A 15,536-nucleotide genomic window follows, 5' to 3' on the forward strand; every position below is an offset into this window, starting at 1 on the left:
AGAAGGAGGTTCCCCATGGGTTCCTGGAACGATTTCAACGACGCGCAGAGCAACACCAACCTCATCCCCAAGGGCACGCTGGCCAAGGTGCGCCTGACCATCCGCCCGGGTGGGTTCGACGATGCCTCGCAGGGCTGGACCGGCGGCTATGCCACGCGCGGCTCGACCGGCGCGGTCTACCTCAATGGCGAGTTCACCGTGACGGAGGGTCCATATGCCCGGCGCAAGATCTTCACGCTGATTGGGCTCTACAGCCCCAAGGGGCCGGATTGGACCAACATGGGCCGCAGTCTGGTGCGCGGCATGCTGAACTCGGCGCGCGGGATTTCCGACAAGGACATGTCGCCCGAGGCGCAGGCCGCGCGGCGCATCAGCGGCTTTGCCGATCTGGACGGGATCGAGTTCATCGCGCGCATCGACATTGGCACCGATGCCAGCGGTGACGACAAGAACGAGATCCGCAGCGCGGTGACTCCCGATCATCGCGACTATGCGCAGATCATGGGAACGGCCCCCCTGCAGTTCAGCGGTAACGCCGGACTAGGGAACGCCCCGCAGCAGAATGCACCCGCAGCGCCATCGTCAAATCCGCCAGCAGCCAACCCCGGTGCCCCCGGGCGGCCGAGCTGGGCGCAGTAAGGGGGGATCGGACATGCGCCTGCGCCCCCGCCAGAAAATCTTTGTCGAGCGCAGTGTTGCTGCGCTCGCCTCCCGCGGCAACACGTTGGGCGTGGCACCCACCGGCGCGGGAAAAACCATCATGCTCTCGGCGGTCACCGGCGAGATGATCGGCGACGGTGCCAAAGCCTGTGTTCTGGCACATCGCGACGAGCTCACGGCGCAGAACCGCGCCAAGTTTCAGCGCGTGGTGCCGGAGGTGTCGACATCTGTGATCGACGCGACAGAGAAATCCTGGGGCGGCGACGTCACCTTCGCCATGGTGCCCACACTGGCGCGGGCGTCGAACCTGACCGACATGCCGCGCCTCGATCTTCTGGTGATTGATGAGGCGCATCACGCGGTGGCGGACAGCTACCGCCGGATCATCGACCGGGTGCGCGATGCAAATCCCGACGCGAGGGTGTTCGGGGTGACGGCAACGCCAACCCGGGGCGATCGCAAGGGTCTGCGCGAGGTCTTCGACAATGTCGCCGACCAGGTGCGGTTGGGCGAGCTGATCGCCTCGGGGCACCTCGTGCCACCACGGACCTTCGTTATCGATGTGGGCGTGCAGGAGGAATTGAAGTCGGTCCGCAAGACCAGTGCCGATTTCGACATGACCGAGGTGGCGGATATCATGGACCGCGCGCCGGTCACCGACGAGGTGATCCGCCACTGGCGTGAGAAAGCAGGCGACCGGCAGACCGTGGTGTTCTGCTCCACTGTCGCACACGCCGAGCACGTCACCGAAGCATTCCGCGCCGCAGGGATCTCGGCTGCACTGATCCATGGTGATCTGGCTTCTGAGACCCGCAAGGCCATCCTGGCTGATTACGCGTCAGGCAAGACCCGCGTGGTCGTCAATGTCGCCGTACTCACTGAGGGTTGGGATCATCCGCCGACCGCTTGCGTCGTGCTGCTTCGGCCCAGTTCCTACAAATCCACCATGATCCAGATGGTCGGGCGCGGGCTGCGCACGGTCGATCCGGAGGAGCACCCCGGCATCATCAAGACCGACTGCGTGGTGCTGGATTTCGGGACATCGAGCCTGATCCACGGCACGCTGGAACAGGATGTCGATCTGGATGGCAAGATCGGCACCGGTGAAGCCCCTACAAAATCCTGCCCGGCCTGCGCGGCAGAGATCCCGCTCGCCGCCACCGAATGCCCGCTCTGCGGCGAGGTGTTGCTGCAAGAGGATGGCGAGAACGGTGCGGATGCCGCTCCGCTCTCGGGCTTTGTCATGACTGAGATCGACCTGCTGAAACGGTCCAGTTTCGCATGGGTCGATCTCTTCGGCACGGACGACGCGCTGATGGCCACGGGCTTTACGGCCTGGGGCGGTATCTTCTGGATGGAGGGCGTCTGGTACGCCATCGGCGGGGCTAAGGGCGAGCGGCCACGCTTGTTGGGCGTCGGCGAACGCACCGTCTGCCTCGCGCAGGCTGATGACTGGCTGAACACCCATGAGAGTGATGAAAGCGCCTTCAAGACGCGAGGATGGTTGCGCCAGCCACCCACGGACAAGCAGCTGAAATACCTGCCGCCCGAGTGCCGCCACGACTTCGGTCTGACGCGCTACCGTGCCTCGGCGCTGATGACCTTCGGCTTCAACAAGCGCGCCATCCATGCAGCCGTAAATGCGGTGGCTGGTCCCGAACGGAGGGCGGCATGACCCATGAAATCTTCAGCCCCCATCACGGCCGAGGAACGGCGGCGTCTCTGGCATCCGCGTGGAACGCTCTGTGCTGTCTGCCAGCAACCCACGCGTGGTTTTGGCTGGCGCGATCCGGTCCGCCCGGCGGCTTCGCCGCCACGATCATCGAAATGTGCGCATCCGCGCACGGGGCGGCCCCGGCCATCGGTCTGGTTCTGCTCGATGCCCTGCCAAGGCTTGTGGACGCGTTTGGCGCGGGAGCGTTTTGCCATGGTTGACCTGACAGAAGAAGAACGCGCCGCCGTCACCGCCACCATGAAACGCATCGCACTGCTGATGGACGAGATCGGCTGGCAGACAGCCTTCGCTGATCTGACCGAGGCGCAGGTGCGCGCCCTGATCGAGGAGGCCGTCGAGAGCTTCCGCGAGGCCATGGCCGACATCGCCCGGGCCCAGACACTGGAGGTGCCGTTCTGATGCTGGACTTCAACCCACGCCCCTCCATGGCCGAGCGGATCAACGCGCTGGTCGACGCCGCCCTCATCGCCGAACGCGAGGCCACGCCGCCCCGGACCTATCTCGGCGCGTCCCGCCTGGGACATGCCTGCGAACGCGCACTGCAATTCGAGTTTGCCTGTGCGCCAAAGGATGAAGGCGCAGATTTCAGCGGGCAGACGCTGCGGATCTTCGCGATTGGTCATCAACTCGAGGATCTTGCGATCCGCTGGTTGCGCGCGGCCGGGATCGATCTGGTCACTCAAAAACGCGATGGCGGCCAGTTCGGCTTCTCTGTCGCGGGCGGTCGTATCCGGGGCCATGTCGACGGGATCATCGCCGATGCCCCGGCGGCGCTTGGGCTACGCACACCCGCGCTCTGGGAATGCAAGACCATGAACGCGAAGAACTGGCGCGCCTGCGTCAAGGACGGCGTCACGGTTTCCAAGCCCGTCTATGCCGCCCAGATCGCGATCTACCAGGCTTACATGGAGCCCTCGGTGCCCGGGATTTCGGCCGCACCGGCGCTGTTCACCGCCATCAACAAGGACACCGCCGAGCTGCACCATGAGCTCGTCCCCTTCGATGCCGATCTCGCGCAGCGCATGTCCGATCGTGCCGTGCGGATCCTGCAGGCCACCGACGCGGGCGAGCTGCTGCCCCGCATCGCCGCCAATCGTGACTTCTTCGAATGCCGGTTCTGCGCCCATTCCGAGCGGTGTTGGGGGCTGGCCAGATGACCGACGAGCCCACCGATCCATCAGATCCCGACCAGGACACACCCATGCGCGACGACACAACTTCAGATATGCCGACTAAAAACGTCGTACATTTCAATCCGTGGCGCGACTTCAACGACGCGGCCCCGCAGATTGATGTGTTCGGCGACGAGCCTGATCCCGAGCAGATCGCCCAGTTCATGCAGGTCGTCTTCGGCTACTGCGAAGGCCTGATTCCGGTCCGCAGTTTCATCGACAAGGGCCAGGGCATTGATGGTCGTCCACACAACATCTGGCTGGAGGCGGATCAGGCCGCCCCCGAAAAGATGGCGACCTTCGCCACATGGGCGTCGCGGGAGGGCGCAGCGGTCTATGTGATCCCCGGCACCGTGGCCGCGCCTGGGCAAGCCAAGGCCGCCGAAATCCTGCAGATGCAGACCGTCGTGGTCGACCTGGACACCGGCGATATCGCGGCCAAGCGCGCCCATCTCGAGCGCCACCTCGGTGCGCCAACCATGGTTGTGGAGAGCGGTGGCGTGACACCCGAAGGGCAGCGGAAGTGCCACGTCTGGTGGGCGCTGACCGAGCCCGCCGAGGGAGATGACATTCGACGCGTCTGCCGACTGCGCGGTGATATTGCCGCCAAGGTCGGTGGGGACATGCACTTCCGCTCAGCCCACCAGCCGATCCGGGTTGCAGGCAGCGTTTATTACAAGAACAGCCTCAAGACGCAGGTACGCATCGTCGAACTGAATGCAGAACGCGAACGCGATCTGGCGGAGTTCATCGAGGCTGTGGCCGACATGCCTCCCGCCCCGGGCGTGTCCCTGCAGCCCGAGTTCACCCATCCTGACAAACCGGCGATGGACGATGTGCTGGTAACCCCGGTGCGCGAGGGCGGAGCCGACGACTGGTCCCGCTTCGAAGGGGCATCAGCCGCGATCGGGCATTTCATCCGTATGGTCCACGAGGGCCGGATGACAAAGGACGAGGGCTGGGAAGGCATCTGTGGCTACAACGCCGCCATGCTGCGGCCGCAGTGGCCCGTCGAGCGGCTTAAGCGCGAGTCCGAGCGACTCTGGAACCGGCATGTCGAGAAATACGGACCGCCCCTGATCCGGCTGACCAATGGTGCACCGGGGCCGGAGGACATGCCTGCCTTCACGCTCGGCGCGCTGCTGGACGACCAGAGCCCCATGCCGCAGGACATCATTGCGCCGCGCGTGCTGACGCCAGGCGGGCTGCTGGTGCTGGGTGGCGCGCCCAAGGTTGGCAAAAGCGACCTGCTGATCTCCTGGCTCGTGCACATGGCGGCAGGCGTGCCGTTCCTCGGCTTCACCCCACCGCGGCCGCTGCGGGTCTTCTATCTGCAGGCCGAGATCCAGTATCACTATCTGCGCGAACGTCTGAAGCAGATCGCGCTGCCACCAGAGGTGTTGACCGCCGCGCGCGATACGTTCGTCGCCACGCCCAAGCTGAAGATGCTGCTCGACAATGAGGGCAGTGCGCGCGTCGCGCGCGCCGTGCAAACAGCGTTCCCGGAAGCACCACCCGACATCCTCTGTGTCGACCCGATCCGCAACCTCTTTGACGGCGGGCCCGATGGCGGCGGCGAAAACGACAACACCGCCATGATGTTCTTCCTGAAGGAAAGGGTCGAGGTCTTGCGCGACCATATCGACCCCGACTGCGGGGTGATCCTGATCCACCACACCAAAAAGCTCAGCAAGCAGCAGGTGAAGGACGATCCCTTCCTGGCACTTTCCGGCGCCAGTGCCCTGCGCGGGTTCTACACCTCCGGTCTGATCCTGCACCGACCCGACGAAGACTGTTCGCAACGAAAATTGGAAATCGAGCTGCGCAACGGTCCTGCGCTGCCGCCCAAGCTCATCGACAAGGTCGGCGGCCAATGGGTCGAGATCAACCCGATGAACGAGCGGTTGGTGCGCCAGGACGTCGGGGCGAAGCACGACGCAGAACGTGACCGCAAGGGCGAGGTGATCTGCGGCCTGCTGTACGAAGAGGCCCTTCAGGGTCGGATGTACACGATGACCCATTTCGCGGAGACCTTCGAGAACACCGGGGGGCTCGGTGGGCAATCGATCATCCGCGAACGGCTGAACGTGCTGACCACCAAAGGGTACGTGAAGTTCGTTCGCGGGGCCGCTGCGGCGGCGCTGGATCTGGCGACCGAGCGGAGCAAATACGGCTATCTCTGCGTCGAGACCATGCGCCTTGCGACCAGCCGGGAGCATGTCGATCCCGACACCGGAGAGGTCACACCGGAGCTGATCGATGTCTTGCCCAGCCATTACAAATGCCCGCAGACCGGCGCTGTTCTGCCCGTCGAAAACCCCTCCGTCTGGGTCTATCGCGAGGTGGAGGAAGCATGATGAAACACGCAGTTTCGCCTCCCGAAATCTGGTGTCCAAATTCCGAAATCTGGCCAGATTTTGCAAAATCTGAAATCCTGCTGAAATCTGGAATCTGGCTTTTTCCATTTGGTTTCAGAGGTTTGGAAGGTCCTTTCCAGATTTCGGAAGGGTGTTTCCGAAATCTGCTCCGCAATCTGGATTTGGTCAACAAAATCAGCGCCCTACGCCAGATTTCAGATTTCAGAAAAGTCCCCCCTAAAGGGGTAGGTGTCCTCCCCGCTACAGGCGGGGAGAGCCACCACCTACCCCTGGGCAATTTCTCGGGTCGCAGTCTGACCCGTTCCACCCCTCGAGCAGCCAATCACAAAAGGAGAAAGCCCATGGCGGACCAGACCATGACCAACCCCAATCAGAACGCCGTCCGAAATGTGCCGCCCGCGTTTACCGGCCAGCGCACATTGCTGGCGCTCGATCTTGGCACAACCACGGGCTGGGCGCTGCATGGCGCTGACGGGCTGATTACCAGCGGCACAGCATCGTTCCGCAATGGCCGGTTCGATGGTGGTGGGATGCGATACCTGCGCTTCACGAACTGGCTGGGAGAGTTGGAGCGGTTGTCCGGGCCTATCGCTGCCATCTGGTTCGAGGAGGTCCGTCGCCACGTGGGCACTGACGCAGCCCACGTCTATGGAGGCCTGATGGCAACCCTGACCGCATGGGCCGAGTTGCGCAGCGTGCCTTACCAGGGCGTTCCTGTCGGTACCATCAAGCGCCACGCAACCGGCAAGGGCAACGCTAACAAGGACGCCATGATCGCCGCCGCCCGGGCGCGCGGGTTCAGCCCAGTTGATGACAATGAGGCTGATGCCATCGCGATCCTGCTTTGGGCCATTGAAACCCACGGAGGTGTGCAATGACTGGCATGCGCTTCACGCCCAAGGGCTATGGCGGCCATCGCCGCCAGCCCGACGAGGTCAAACGGGACGGTTGGAAGGAACAGGGGCTGTTGGCCGTCGCCATTGACGATGACCGGTTGACCTGGCCCGAGCGCGAATTGGTGCGCCAGCTTGGCGAGCGCCTGTATGGCAAACTGGAACGGGAGGCGCGCCATGGGTGATTGGACAACCACTCGTGTGGAGGACCGGCTGGAGAGCGCGGCCGACGTCTTCCGCACCTTGCCCGGCGTTATGCCGCAGGGCTTCTTCAACGCATGGCCCGAGTATTTCCACAGCTTCGCGGACAAGGTCGGACAGGAGCCGCACATGCGGCGACCCCGGCCGGGTCCGCGCCAGATCACCGAAGCCGAGGAGGCATTGCTCTGGCTGCGCTGGCTGGAACGGGATGATGCCCGGATCGTCTGGCTGCGTGCCGAACGCACGTCGTGGAAACCGATCTGCTGGCAGATGGGACTGAGCCGGACGGCAGCCAACAAACGGTGGCGGTTCGGGCTCGCGGTGATCACCTGGCGTCTTCATGGCCGCCTGCCTCCGGCCCGACGTTCGCAGCGGTTCGTGATCGAAAACGCAAACAGCCTGTCAAGAACAATCGTCCTGTGAGGAATTTTTCCGGTGTACATCGCAGGGCCTTACACATTTCGAGAATGAGGCTACAAATTGGATATGCTCGGGAGAGGCGCGTGCGGGACGGCACAAACGGTTTCGAGATGGATTTCGAGGTGGACCCCAGAGTCCGAACCGGAATCCGGATCGGAGCCAAGGCGGTTCGAAAGACGAGAGGCAGGCGGTTGACGGGGTACGAGGGTGGCGACGGTTTTTCGGAGCAAGCGATGACCGAACGGAACTGAGAGAAAACCCTAACCCATTGTTTTCCGGTTCCTTTCCGGCCGAAAACGTATGCTGGCGGGCGAAGCGCGCAATATCGCCAGCGACAGGGCCGGTTTTTTGGGAAGCCACCCCAGCGGGCATCCACCCGCGTCCTGCTGAAAACCAAAACAAAACAAGCTCTTGGAACCGGACACGTCCGGTGGCCGCTGGACCCTTGCGGAGTCCAAGCTGGCTGCCGGTGTCCGGATTCCAGGGGATCCACCCCATTGAGGCGATCTGACCAGCATGACCCTAAGCTTTGCCCCGGACGCGATCGAGACATGGCCGCTGGCCAAGCTCCAGCCTTACGCGAACAACGCGAAAACGCATGGCGCGGATCAGGTCGCCAAGATCGCCGCCAGCATGGCGGAGTTCGGCTGGACCGTTCCCTGCCTGGTTGCCGACGACGGCGAATTGATCGCGGGTCACGGCCGTGTGCTGGCTGCCACGCAGCTTGGGCTGACCGAGGCGCCTGTAATCGCTCTGGGCCATCTGACCGACGCGCAACGCCGGGCCTATCGCATCGCTGACAACAAGCTGACGGAACTCGGTACTTGGGATGAGGCGCTTCTTTCGGCCGAACTGAACGACCTGCTGGCCGAGGACTACGATCTGTCGCTTATCGGTTTCGATGACGCTGAACTCGAGGCGCTGTTGGCCGGAGATGTCGATCCTGAGGCCGCGTCCCGAGAGGGCGAGGATGATGTTCCGGAGGCGCCCGAGACCCCGATCAGCCGCCCTGGCGATCTCTGGCTGCTTGGCAAGCATCGGTTGCTGTGCGGCGACGCGACCGTTGCAACCGACGTGGAACGTCTGCTCGGTGATGTGCAGCCGCTTCTGATGGTGACCGATCCGCCCTATGGCGTCGAATACGATCCCGGCTGGCGCAACAAGGCGGGGGCTGCAGCCACCAAGCGCACCGGCAAGGTGCTGAATGACGACCGCGCTGACTGGCGCGCGGCCTGGGCGCTGTTTCCGGGTGATGTGGCCTATGTCTGGCACGGCGCGTTGCATGCGACGACCGTCGCGGAAAGCCTCGAGGCCTCAGGCTTCAACATCCGATCCCAGATCATCTGGGCAAAGGATCGACTGGTGCTCAGCCGCGGCGACTATCACTGGCAGCATGAGCCGTGCCTCTATGCCGTGAAGAGAACCGGTAAGGGCCATTGGGCTGGCGACCGCAAACAGACAACGCTGTGGCAGATCGCCAACAAGGATCAGGATGCTGAAACCGTCCACGGGACCCAGAAGCCCGTCGAATGCATGCGCCGGCCAATCCTGAATAACTCGAGCCCCGGCCAAGCGGTCTACGAGCCCTTCATGGGGTCGGGCACGACTCTGATTGCGGCGGAGACGACCGGCCGAGTCTGCTACGGGATCGAACTCAATCCGGCTTATGTCGATGTCGCTGTGGAGCGATGGCAGCAGTTCACGGGCAAGGACGCCGTTCTCTTTGGCTCCGATGAGACGTTCAACGAAATCAAGATCAAAGACGATTGAGGCATGCATGACCTGGCTCTATTTTCCTCCGGGCGCACTTCCGGAACCGAAGACGCATGCCTGTTCGGCCTCTCCCTTTGTTCTGGCGCAGGCGGCATTGACCTTGGGCTTACCATCGCCATCCCCGGATATCGAACTGTGGGCCATGTCGAACGGGAAACCTACGCTGCAGCCACTCTCGTGGCGCGGATGGAAGACGCGACCTTGGATTGCACGCCTGTCTGGGACGATGTTGCCAGTTTCGATGGCCGCCCGTGGCGCGACGCTGTGGACATCGTCACTGCGGGCTATCCGTGCCAGCCGTTCTCCGTCGCAGGCAAACGGCGCGGCACCGAGGATCCGCGCCACCTCTGGCCGCATGTCGCACGAATCATCGGCGAGGTCGAACCGCCTTTCATCTTCCTCGAAAATGTCGCCCATCATCTCCGCCTCGGTTTCCCCGAAGTCGCCCGCGGATTGGTCGGCATGGGCTACAAGCTTGCGGCAGGCCTCTTTACGGCGGCGGAAGTCGGTGCGCCCCACAAACGGGAGCGCCTGTTCATCCTCGCCATTCGCGAAGATGACGAACTGGCCGACCCCGCGCGCTTGCTCTGGGATCCGCTCGAGTGGCGGGAACCGAACGGAAATTCTGCGAATGTGGCCGACGCCGAGGGCAAGTGCGAACGAGAACCGGCAGACGAAACCAACGCCCTCGCAAGAAGCAGGCAAGCATGGGATGAACCTGGCAACGAGCGCCGCGCTGTGGCCGACGCCGCAAACCGACAGCTTTCGGAGCCGGGGCGGAGACCGGAAGCACGAGAAGGGTCTGGACGGGATGGCGCGGGACTGGCCGACGCCGATGGCGAACGATGGCTGCAAACCGAGTGCTGGCAACCGCAAGACGGCGGACCTGACTCATGCCAGCCGCATGTGGATGACGCCGACGGCGCGGGATCACAAGGACGGTGCGACCACATTGGCGAACACACCGGTGAACGGCCTGCTTGGCCGCCAGGTCCTGGCGACGTCGACGGCTGGGAGCGATACCTCCGAGCCGCGCCGGACCTTGAACCCGCTGTTCGTCGAGGCGCTGATGGGCTGGCCCACCGGGTGGACAGGCTGCGCCTCTGTGGCAACGGCGTGGTCCCCTTGGTTGCAGCGCATGCGCTGCGTACTCTCGCGGCTGAATTGCTGGCCGATGGATGAGGTGGCGGGATGAAACAGTCGCGCGCCATGTCGCTGGCCGAGGCCGTCGCCAACGTTGTGGTTGGTTACGGCGTCGCGGTCGCCTCGCAGATCCTGATCTTCCCGATCTTCGGGCTGCACACGACGTTGGCGGAGAACCTGAAAATAGGAGCGATTTTCACGGTGGTGAGCATCGCCCGTTCCTTCGCCTTACGTCGGGTGTTCGAGGCGATCCGGATGCGGAGAAAGAAACCAGCAGACGAGGTCGTATAATCGGGATGACGAAAGCGGTCTCAGAATTTCCGCGCCATGCAGTGCGAATACCGACCTTGGTCGTTTCGTGACAATCTTTATTCAAGGCTCTGGGAAACCTTTATGTCGCAACGCAATTGGCAGATAGTGCTTTTTACGGCATTTGACATCGTTTGGACGGATTTAAAGGTGCCGAAGCCGTAGTTGCAACAAAGGTCGGATCGACAATGTCCCATATTTTCACGTCGCTTCGTCATCCTCAAGAGAAGCTTTTGGAGGCCGAACACTTCTTGGCTCGGTTGGCGAAGTCGGACGGACTTGAGTTCCAGTTCGAACTAAACGCCTTCTTGTCGGCTAGTCGGAGCGTTTCCTTCGTGCTTCAGAAGGCGATGGCTAGCGTTACCGGATTCTCGGACTGGTACGCGGAGAAGCAGGCAGCGATGAAGATAGACGCAGCGATGCGCTACTTTCTAGAGCTCCGGAACGTTTCGCAAAAGCAGGGACCGGTTTCCTTCGTGGGTGGCTCTCTGCCCGGTGGTGGCTGGACCTACCGCTTCGTCGGACATCCGCATGATGTTCCACCCGATCTGACAGGTGTTGATATCAGCGCAAGTTGTGCTGCGCACTTGGCCAAGCTGGGTCAATTGCTTCTCGATTGTAGTCGGGCGTTTCCTTATCAGAGTTGCCCCGCCCGAGCTTTCTCAGAAGAGGGCATGACGGCACTTGGCTTTGGCTGGGAGGACGTCGAGGCAGCCCTTGGCCTTCCCATCGGCTATACAGAAGTGAGCGGTATCCCGGCGGGCGAAAGATTCCGTATTCTGTCTCGTGAAGTCGAACCTCTTGATATTGAGTCAATCGAGAGGATAGCGTCCGGCGACATCCGCGCTGGTGGAGTTCCGCTTGAGTTCCCCGTTTCGAGTGGGTCAAATCTGGTAGACGATGTTGCCTCCATGATGGGCCGCGGTCAGGGAGATGGGGGGCAGCCCCGTGACGCATTCCTTAGGGCCGTCATGCGACGTATTGACGATCTTGAGCGCTCTTAGCACCGAGATTCCTACACATCGCGATCCACCTTGGGATTAACGGCCGCCGTCCCGAAGGACGGCGGCTTGGCATTTATAAGGTTGGTCCTTCAGACTGCCGGTAGCTTATAGACCCGTCCGCGCCCCTCGACCTTCTCTGAGGTCACCTCGAGGCCAAGCTTCTTGTTCAGCGCACCGGACATCGCGCCGCGCACCGTGTGCGACTGCCAGTTCGTCGCGGTCATGATCTCCTCAATGGTCGCACCGTCCGGCGCGCGCAGCATGACGATCAGCGCGGCCTGCTTGGTGCCCTCGCGCGGCATGCGCGCCTTGGGCGCAGCTTCAGTCTCGGTCGGCGCGTCCGTCGCGCCCGCAGGCGCGGTGTTCGCGTCTTCGGGCTCGATGCCGATAGCGGCGAGGCCTGCGTCGGTGGCGACCAGCGTGACGCCGTGGCCGTCGCCGGTCTCGCGCCAGACGGACTCGCCCTTGCGCATGTCGGCTTCGACCTCTTCGAGGAAGCCCTTGGTGAGCATGGCGCTGACCACCTTGGCGGCAGCCCCGCCGCGCAGGCTGTCGGGCAGCGGCAATGCAATGCGGTCCGCGTTCTGGGCTGCGCGGGTCAGGATGATCGTCTGGGTATCGGAAAGTTTGGTCATGGGGTCGGCTCCGTGTTCGGACCGCGACCGTCGCGGTCTCCTACGACCCCAAGCCGCGCATCGGCGCGGCTGGAGCTCGGGCGTCGGCCCGAGGTCAGATCAGGCCGAGGTCTCGCAGCAGCGCTGCGGCGTCGGGCAGTCGGTCGGTGGCGACGTCGATTGCGATTGTCATGCTGTCGGCGGTGAGGCGCGCCCGAACGTTGGCTTCCTCGCGGAGCGATGCTTCGATCTCGTCGAGGATCGCCGGTATGCGGCTCGTGTCCCAATGCTCGTTGAGGCCGCGAATGGCGATGCGAATGGTGCTGGTTTCCATGGCGTTGGCTCCTGTCACTCGGCGTGCTCGCCTTCGCTGAAGGCACTGTCGGCAATGCGCTTCAGGAGGCTTGCGTAATGCTCAAGGGTGCCGACGTGGCCCCAGTTGATCTCGTCGGGGTGGGCGTTGAAATGCCCGTCGCTGAGGCTTGCCAAGCGGGTGAGCATCTCATCGATCTCGGCTTTCTTGCCGATGAATGCATTGAGCGCTGCCTCCTTGTTCCGCGCAGCCTTTTCTGCGCGCAGCTGGTGGCGGGGCGTTGTCCGTGGATTCAGGCGGGTCATCGTGGTGGCTCCGTGGTGAGTTGCATCGTTTTCGTAGGATCACGTTCGCTCTGCTTCGGAGGCTTATCAACTACATAAGAACATGATTTTGAATGATAATCGGAGCGCGTAATGGAGGGTCTGAGCGAGCGCCAATACGCCGCCCGCGTCGGCCTTTCACGCGGCGCAATCCAGAAGGCCAAGGCGACGGGACGGCTGGTGCTGCACGGCGATGGCAGCATTGACGCGGTGGCCAGCGATGCCCTGCGCGCTGAGGCGACCGATCCGTCCAAGACACGGAAAGCACCGCAGCCAAAGCTCAAACCCGTCCCGGAGGCGGCGGTATCCGCCGTAGGCGAAACGCTGCGCGAACAGGGAATGGCGGCCCCGCACGTCGGCAGCGGCACCACGTTCCTGCAGGCCAAGACGGCGAACGAAGTGCTGAAGGCGCAGGAACGCCGCCTTCGGCTGCAAAAGCTGAAAGGCGAGTTGATCGATCGGGCCCGTGCATTGTCGCTGGTCTTCCGGCTGGCGCGGCAGGAGCGCGATACCTGGGTCAACTGGCCGTCGCGCGCTGCGGCGTTGATGGCGGCCGATCTGGGGGTGGAAACCGCCGCTATGCAGAAGGTTCTGGAGAAACATGTCCGTGCCCAGCTCGACGAGCTTGCCGAGATCAAACCCGATCTCCGGTGATGAAGCCCTCGAGTTCGACGGCGCAGCAGAGATCCTGCGCGCCTGGGGAGCGGGCCTCACGCCAGATGCGGACTTGACCGTGTCGGAATGGGCGGACAGGCACCGGATGCTCTCGGGCCGCGCATCGGCCGAGCCGGGTCGGTATCGCACCGCCCGCACGCCCTACATGTGCGAAATTATGGACCGGCTCTCACCCGGCGATCCGACACAGCGGATCGTGTTCATGAAGGCGGCGCAGGTCGGCGCGACCGAGGCCGGGAACAACTGGATCGGCTTTGCCATCCACCAGGCGCCGGGGCCGATGCTTGCTGTCCAGCCGACGGTGGAACTGGCGAAACGAAACTCACGGCAGCGGATCGACCCGCTGATTGATGAAAGCCCGGAATTGCGCGAGCGGGTCAAACCGGCCCGCTCCCGCGACGCGGGCAATACCATGCTGTCGAAGGAATTCGCGGGCGGCATCCTGATCATGACCGGGGCGAACTCGGCCGTGGGCCTGCGCTCGACTCCGGCGCGCTACATCTTTCTGGACGAGGTTGACGCCTATCCGGCCTCCGCTGACGACGAAGGCGATCCGGTCACGTTGGCCGAAGCGCGGTCGCTGACATTTGCCCATCGGCGCAAGGTGTTCCTGGTCTCGACCCCGACAATCCGGGGACTGAGCAGGATTGAGCGCGAATATGATGCCAGCGACCAGCGGCAGTTTTTCGTGCCATGCCCGCATTGCGGTCACGAACAATGGCTGAAGTTCGAGCGGCTGCGTTGGCAAAAGGGGCGGCCGGAGACTGCTGAATATTACTGCGAGGGCTGCGACCAGCCCATCGCAGAGCACCACAAGACAGCAATGCTGGAGGCAGGCGAATGGCGCGCGACTGCGACGGCCGCCGATCCTGGCACCGTCGGCTATCACCTCTCGGCGCTCTATTCGCCGATCGGTTGGCTGAGCTGGGAGCGGATCGTGCGGGCATGGGACGCGGCCCAAGGGTCGGACGAGGCGATCAAGGCGTTTCGCAACACGATCCTCGGCGAGACGTGGGTCGAAACCGGTGAAGCGCCCGACTGGCAGCGCTTGGCAGACCAGCGCGAGACCTGGAATGCTGGCGCTGTGCCAACAGGCGGTCTGTTCCTGACTGCGGGAGCGGATGTTCAGAAGGATCGCATCGAAGTCGATGTCTGGGCTTGGGGCCGTGGGCTGGAGAGTTGGCTGATTGATCACATCGTGATCGAGGGCGGGCCCGGCGACCAGGCGTGCTGGCAGCAGCTGACCAATTTGCTCGGTCAGACATGGGAACATGCCTCAGGTCAACCGATGACGTTGGCACGGCTGGCGATCGATACCGGCTACGAGACCAGTGCTGTCTATGCCTGGTCGCGACAGGTCGGATTCGCGCAGGTTGCCCCGGTCAAAGGCGTTGAAGGCTTCAACCGCTCGAGCCCGGTCACTGGCCCGACTTATGTAGACGCGACCATCGCAGGCAAAAGGCTGCGGCGCGGGGCGCGGCTCTGGACGGTCGCCACGTCGACCTTCAAGACCGAGACCTATCGCTATTTGCGGCAGGACCGCCCGACGCGGGAGGAAATCGAGGCTGGGCACCTTTGCCCGCCCGGAACGATCCATCTGCCAAACTGGGCGGACGGCGAGTGGTTGAAGCAATTCACGGCCGAACAACTGATTACGGTGCGCACCAAACGCGGCTTTGCCCGGCTCGAATGGCAGAAGCTGCGCGAACGCAATGAGGCTCTGGATTGTCGGGTATATGCCCGAGCAGCCGCTTGGATATTGGGCGCTGACCGCTGGTCTGATGCGCGGTGGACTGATCTGGAAGCACAGGTCGGGATCACGGCGGAGGACATGGCTGAGGACGGGGCGGGAAACACCACGCCCGCTTCTCGGCGCGCGGGACCACAGCGGCGAACCGTGCGCTCAAGTTACATGAGGTGAAG

The 15,536-nt window shown here is 63.3% G+C and carries 18 protein-coding genes; 15 read left to right on the top strand and 3 right to left on the bottom strand.

Annotated features, from left to right (window positions below; all coding sequences use genetic code 11):
- The first annotated feature begins 15 nt into the window (after window positions 1-15).
- The 13 genes from LGT41_RS10280 to LGT41_RS10340 all read left to right on the top strand — a co-directional run bounded on the left by LGT41_RS10280 (window position 16) and on the right by LGT41_RS10340 (window position 11,688).
- Window positions 16-639, top strand: a complete 624-nt coding sequence (locus LGT41_RS10280; protein WP_274126779.1) for a hypothetical protein — start codon at window positions 16-18, stop codon at window positions 637-639.
- A 13-nt stretch (window positions 640-652) separates the two neighbouring features.
- The gene (locus LGT41_RS10285) at window positions 653-2,335 is read left to right on the top strand and encodes a DEAD/DEAH box helicase (RefSeq protein WP_274126780.1); all 1,683 of its coding nucleotides are present in this window, start codon (window positions 653-655) and stop codon (window positions 2,333-2,335) included.
- The gene (locus LGT41_RS10290; protein WP_274126781.1) at window positions 2,332-2,595 is read left to right on the top strand and encodes a hypothetical protein; all 264 of its coding nucleotides are present in this window, start codon (window positions 2,332-2,334) and stop codon (window positions 2,593-2,595) included. The genes LGT41_RS10285 and LGT41_RS10290 overlap by 4 nt, the downstream gene beginning before the upstream one ends.
- Window positions 2,588-2,794, top strand: a complete 207-nt coding sequence (locus tag LGT41_RS10295; protein WP_274126782.1) for a DUF6511 domain-containing protein — start codon at window positions 2,588-2,590, stop codon at window positions 2,792-2,794. Before LGT41_RS10290 ends, LGT41_RS10295 begins: the two co-directional genes overlap by 8 nt.
- Window positions 2,794-3,552, top strand: a complete 759-nt coding sequence (locus LGT41_RS10300) for a hypothetical protein (protein ID WP_274126783.1) — start codon at window positions 2,794-2,796, stop codon at window positions 3,550-3,552. The genes LGT41_RS10295 and LGT41_RS10300 overlap by 1 nt, the downstream gene beginning before the upstream one ends.
- Window positions 3,549-5,924 carry an AAA family ATPase gene (locus LGT41_RS10305; RefSeq protein ID WP_274126784.1) on the top strand — a complete coding sequence of 792 codons (2,376 nt, stop codon included), beginning with the start codon at window positions 3,549-3,551 and terminating at the stop codon, window positions 5,922-5,924. The genes LGT41_RS10300 and LGT41_RS10305 overlap by 4 nt, the downstream gene beginning before the upstream one ends.
- Window positions 5,921-6,823, top strand: coding sequence for a hypothetical protein (locus tag LGT41_RS15965; protein ID WP_337993009.1), 903 nt, complete (start codon window positions 5,921-5,923; stop codon window positions 6,821-6,823). Before LGT41_RS10305 ends, LGT41_RS15965 begins: the two co-directional genes overlap by 4 nt.
- Window positions 6,820-7,023 (top strand): hypothetical protein, encoded by a 204-nt coding sequence (locus LGT41_RS10315; protein ID WP_456236979.1) that lies wholly within the window; start codon window positions 6,820-6,822, stop codon window positions 7,021-7,023. The genes LGT41_RS15965 and LGT41_RS10315 overlap by 4 nt, the downstream gene beginning before the upstream one ends.
- Complete coding sequence (locus LGT41_RS10320; protein WP_274126785.1) at window positions 7,016-7,462, top strand: DUF6362 family protein; 447 nt, start codon at window positions 7,016-7,018, stop codon at window positions 7,460-7,462. The genes LGT41_RS10315 and LGT41_RS10320 overlap by 8 nt, the downstream gene beginning before the upstream one ends.
- Window positions 7,463-7,975: 513 nt before the next feature.
- Window positions 7,976-9,229: a site-specific DNA-methyltransferase gene (locus LGT41_RS10325; protein WP_274126786.1), complete on the top strand. Its 1,254-nt coding sequence runs from the start codon at window positions 7,976-7,978 to the stop codon at window positions 9,227-9,229.
- Between the two features lie 3 nt (window positions 9,230-9,232).
- Entirely contained in the window at window positions 9,233-10,414 is a 1,182-nt protein-coding gene (locus LGT41_RS10330; protein WP_274126787.1) for a DNA cytosine methyltransferase, read from the top strand.
- Between the two features lie 9 nt (window positions 10,415-10,423).
- Window positions 10,424-10,666 carry a DUF7220 family protein gene (locus LGT41_RS10335; RefSeq protein WP_274126788.1) on the top strand — a complete coding sequence of 81 codons (243 nt, stop codon included), beginning with the start codon at window positions 10,424-10,426 and terminating at the stop codon, window positions 10,664-10,666.
- A 206-nt stretch (window positions 10,667-10,872) separates the two neighbouring features.
- Entirely contained in the window at window positions 10,873-11,688 is an 816-nt protein-coding gene (locus LGT41_RS10340) for a hypothetical protein (RefSeq protein WP_274126789.1), read from the top strand.
- Window positions 11,689-11,777: 89 nt separating this feature from the next.
- Here LGT41_RS10340 and LGT41_RS10345 read toward each other — a convergent pair whose 3' ends face one another.
- The 3 genes from LGT41_RS10345 to LGT41_RS10355 all read right to left on the bottom strand — a co-directional run bounded on the left by LGT41_RS10345 (window position 11,778) and on the right by LGT41_RS10355 (window position 12,920).
- Window positions 11,778-12,323, bottom strand: a complete 546-nt coding sequence (locus LGT41_RS10345) for a DUF3489 domain-containing protein (protein WP_274126790.1) — start codon at window positions 12,321-12,323, stop codon at window positions 11,778-11,780.
- 94 nt (window positions 12,324-12,417) lie between these two features.
- Window positions 12,418-12,636: a hypothetical protein gene (locus LGT41_RS10350; protein ID WP_274126791.1), complete on the bottom strand. Its 219-nt coding sequence runs from the start codon at window positions 12,634-12,636 to the stop codon at window positions 12,418-12,420.
- Between the two features lie 14 nt (window positions 12,637-12,650).
- Entirely contained in the window at window positions 12,651-12,920 is a 270-nt protein-coding gene (locus LGT41_RS10355; RefSeq protein WP_274126792.1) for a hypothetical protein, read from the bottom strand.
- Window positions 12,921-13,031: 111 nt separating this feature from the next.
- On the opposite strand from LGT41_RS10355, the gene LGT41_RS10360 reads away from it, so the two are divergent.
- Window positions 13,032-13,592 (top strand): hypothetical protein, encoded by a 561-nt coding sequence (locus LGT41_RS10360; RefSeq protein ID WP_274126793.1) that lies wholly within the window; start codon window positions 13,032-13,034, stop codon window positions 13,590-13,592.
- Window positions 13,540-15,534 (top strand): phage terminase large subunit family protein, encoded by a 1,995-nt coding sequence (locus tag LGT41_RS10365; RefSeq protein ID WP_274126794.1) that lies wholly within the window; start codon window positions 13,540-13,542, stop codon window positions 15,532-15,534. Before LGT41_RS10360 ends, LGT41_RS10365 begins: the two co-directional genes overlap by 53 nt.
- Window positions 15,535-15,536 lie beyond the last annotated feature (2 nt).

It is taken from the genome of Abyssibius alkaniclasticus, assembly GCF_020447305.1.
Classification (GTDB): Bacteria; Pseudomonadota; Alphaproteobacteria; order Rhodobacterales; family Rhodobacteraceae; genus Abyssibius; species Abyssibius alkaniclasticus.

What these genes read in the sequence shown, in the direction of transcription:
- LGT41_RS10280 (WP_274126779.1), top strand. Translation starts at nt 16, where the DNA reads ATGGGTTCCTGGAACGATTTCAACGACGCGCAGAGCAACACCAACCTC.
- LGT41_RS10285 (WP_274126780.1), top strand. Translation starts at nt 653, where the DNA reads ATGCGCCTGCGCCCCCGCCAGAAAATCTTTGTCGAGCGCAGTGTTGCT.
- LGT41_RS10290 (WP_274126781.1), top strand. Translation starts at nt 2,332, where the DNA reads ATGACCCATGAAATCTTCAGCCCCCATCACGGCCGAGGAACGGCGGCG.
- LGT41_RS10295 (WP_274126782.1), top strand. Translation starts at nt 2,588, where the DNA reads ATGGTTGACCTGACAGAAGAAGAACGCGCCGCCGTCACCGCCACCATG.
- LGT41_RS10300 (WP_274126783.1), top strand. Translation starts at nt 2,794, where the DNA reads ATGCTGGACTTCAACCCACGCCCCTCCATGGCCGAGCGGATCAACGCG.
- LGT41_RS10305 (WP_274126784.1), top strand. Translation starts at nt 3,549, where the DNA reads ATGACCGACGAGCCCACCGATCCATCAGATCCCGACCAGGACACACCC.
- LGT41_RS15965 (WP_337993009.1), top strand. Translation starts at nt 5,921, where the DNA reads ATGATGAAACACGCAGTTTCGCCTCCCGAAATCTGGTGTCCAAATTCC.
- LGT41_RS10315 (WP_456236979.1), top strand. Translation starts at nt 6,820, where the DNA reads ATGACTGGCATGCGCTTCACGCCCAAGGGCTATGGCGGCCATCGCCGC.
- LGT41_RS10320 (WP_274126785.1), top strand. Translation starts at nt 7,016, where the DNA reads ATGGGTGATTGGACAACCACTCGTGTGGAGGACCGGCTGGAGAGCGCG.
- LGT41_RS10325 (WP_274126786.1), top strand. Translation starts at nt 7,976, where the DNA reads ATGACCCTAAGCTTTGCCCCGGACGCGATCGAGACATGGCCGCTGGCC.
- LGT41_RS10330 (WP_274126787.1), top strand. Translation starts at nt 9,233, where the DNA reads ATGCATGACCTGGCTCTATTTTCCTCCGGGCGCACTTCCGGAACCGAA.
- LGT41_RS10335 (WP_274126788.1), top strand. Translation starts at nt 10,424, where the DNA reads ATGAAACAGTCGCGCGCCATGTCGCTGGCCGAGGCCGTCGCCAACGTT.
- LGT41_RS10340 (WP_274126789.1), top strand. Translation starts at nt 10,873, where the DNA reads ATGTCCCATATTTTCACGTCGCTTCGTCATCCTCAAGAGAAGCTTTTG.
- LGT41_RS10345 (WP_274126790.1), bottom strand. Translation starts at nt 12,323, where the DNA reads ATGACCAAACTTTCCGATACCCAGACGATCATCCTGACCCGCGCAGCC.
- LGT41_RS10350 (WP_274126791.1), bottom strand. Translation starts at nt 12,636, where the DNA reads ATGGAAACCAGCACCATTCGCATCGCCATTCGCGGCCTCAACGAGCAT.
- LGT41_RS10355 (WP_274126792.1), bottom strand. Translation starts at nt 12,920, where the DNA reads ATGACCCGCCTGAATCCACGGACAACGCCCCGCCACCAGCTGCGCGCA.
- LGT41_RS10360 (WP_274126793.1), top strand. Translation starts at nt 13,032, where the DNA reads ATGGAGGGTCTGAGCGAGCGCCAATACGCCGCCCGCGTCGGCCTTTCA.
- LGT41_RS10365 (WP_274126794.1), top strand. Translation starts at nt 13,540, where the DNA reads ATGTCCGTGCCCAGCTCGACGAGCTTGCCGAGATCAAACCCGATCTCC.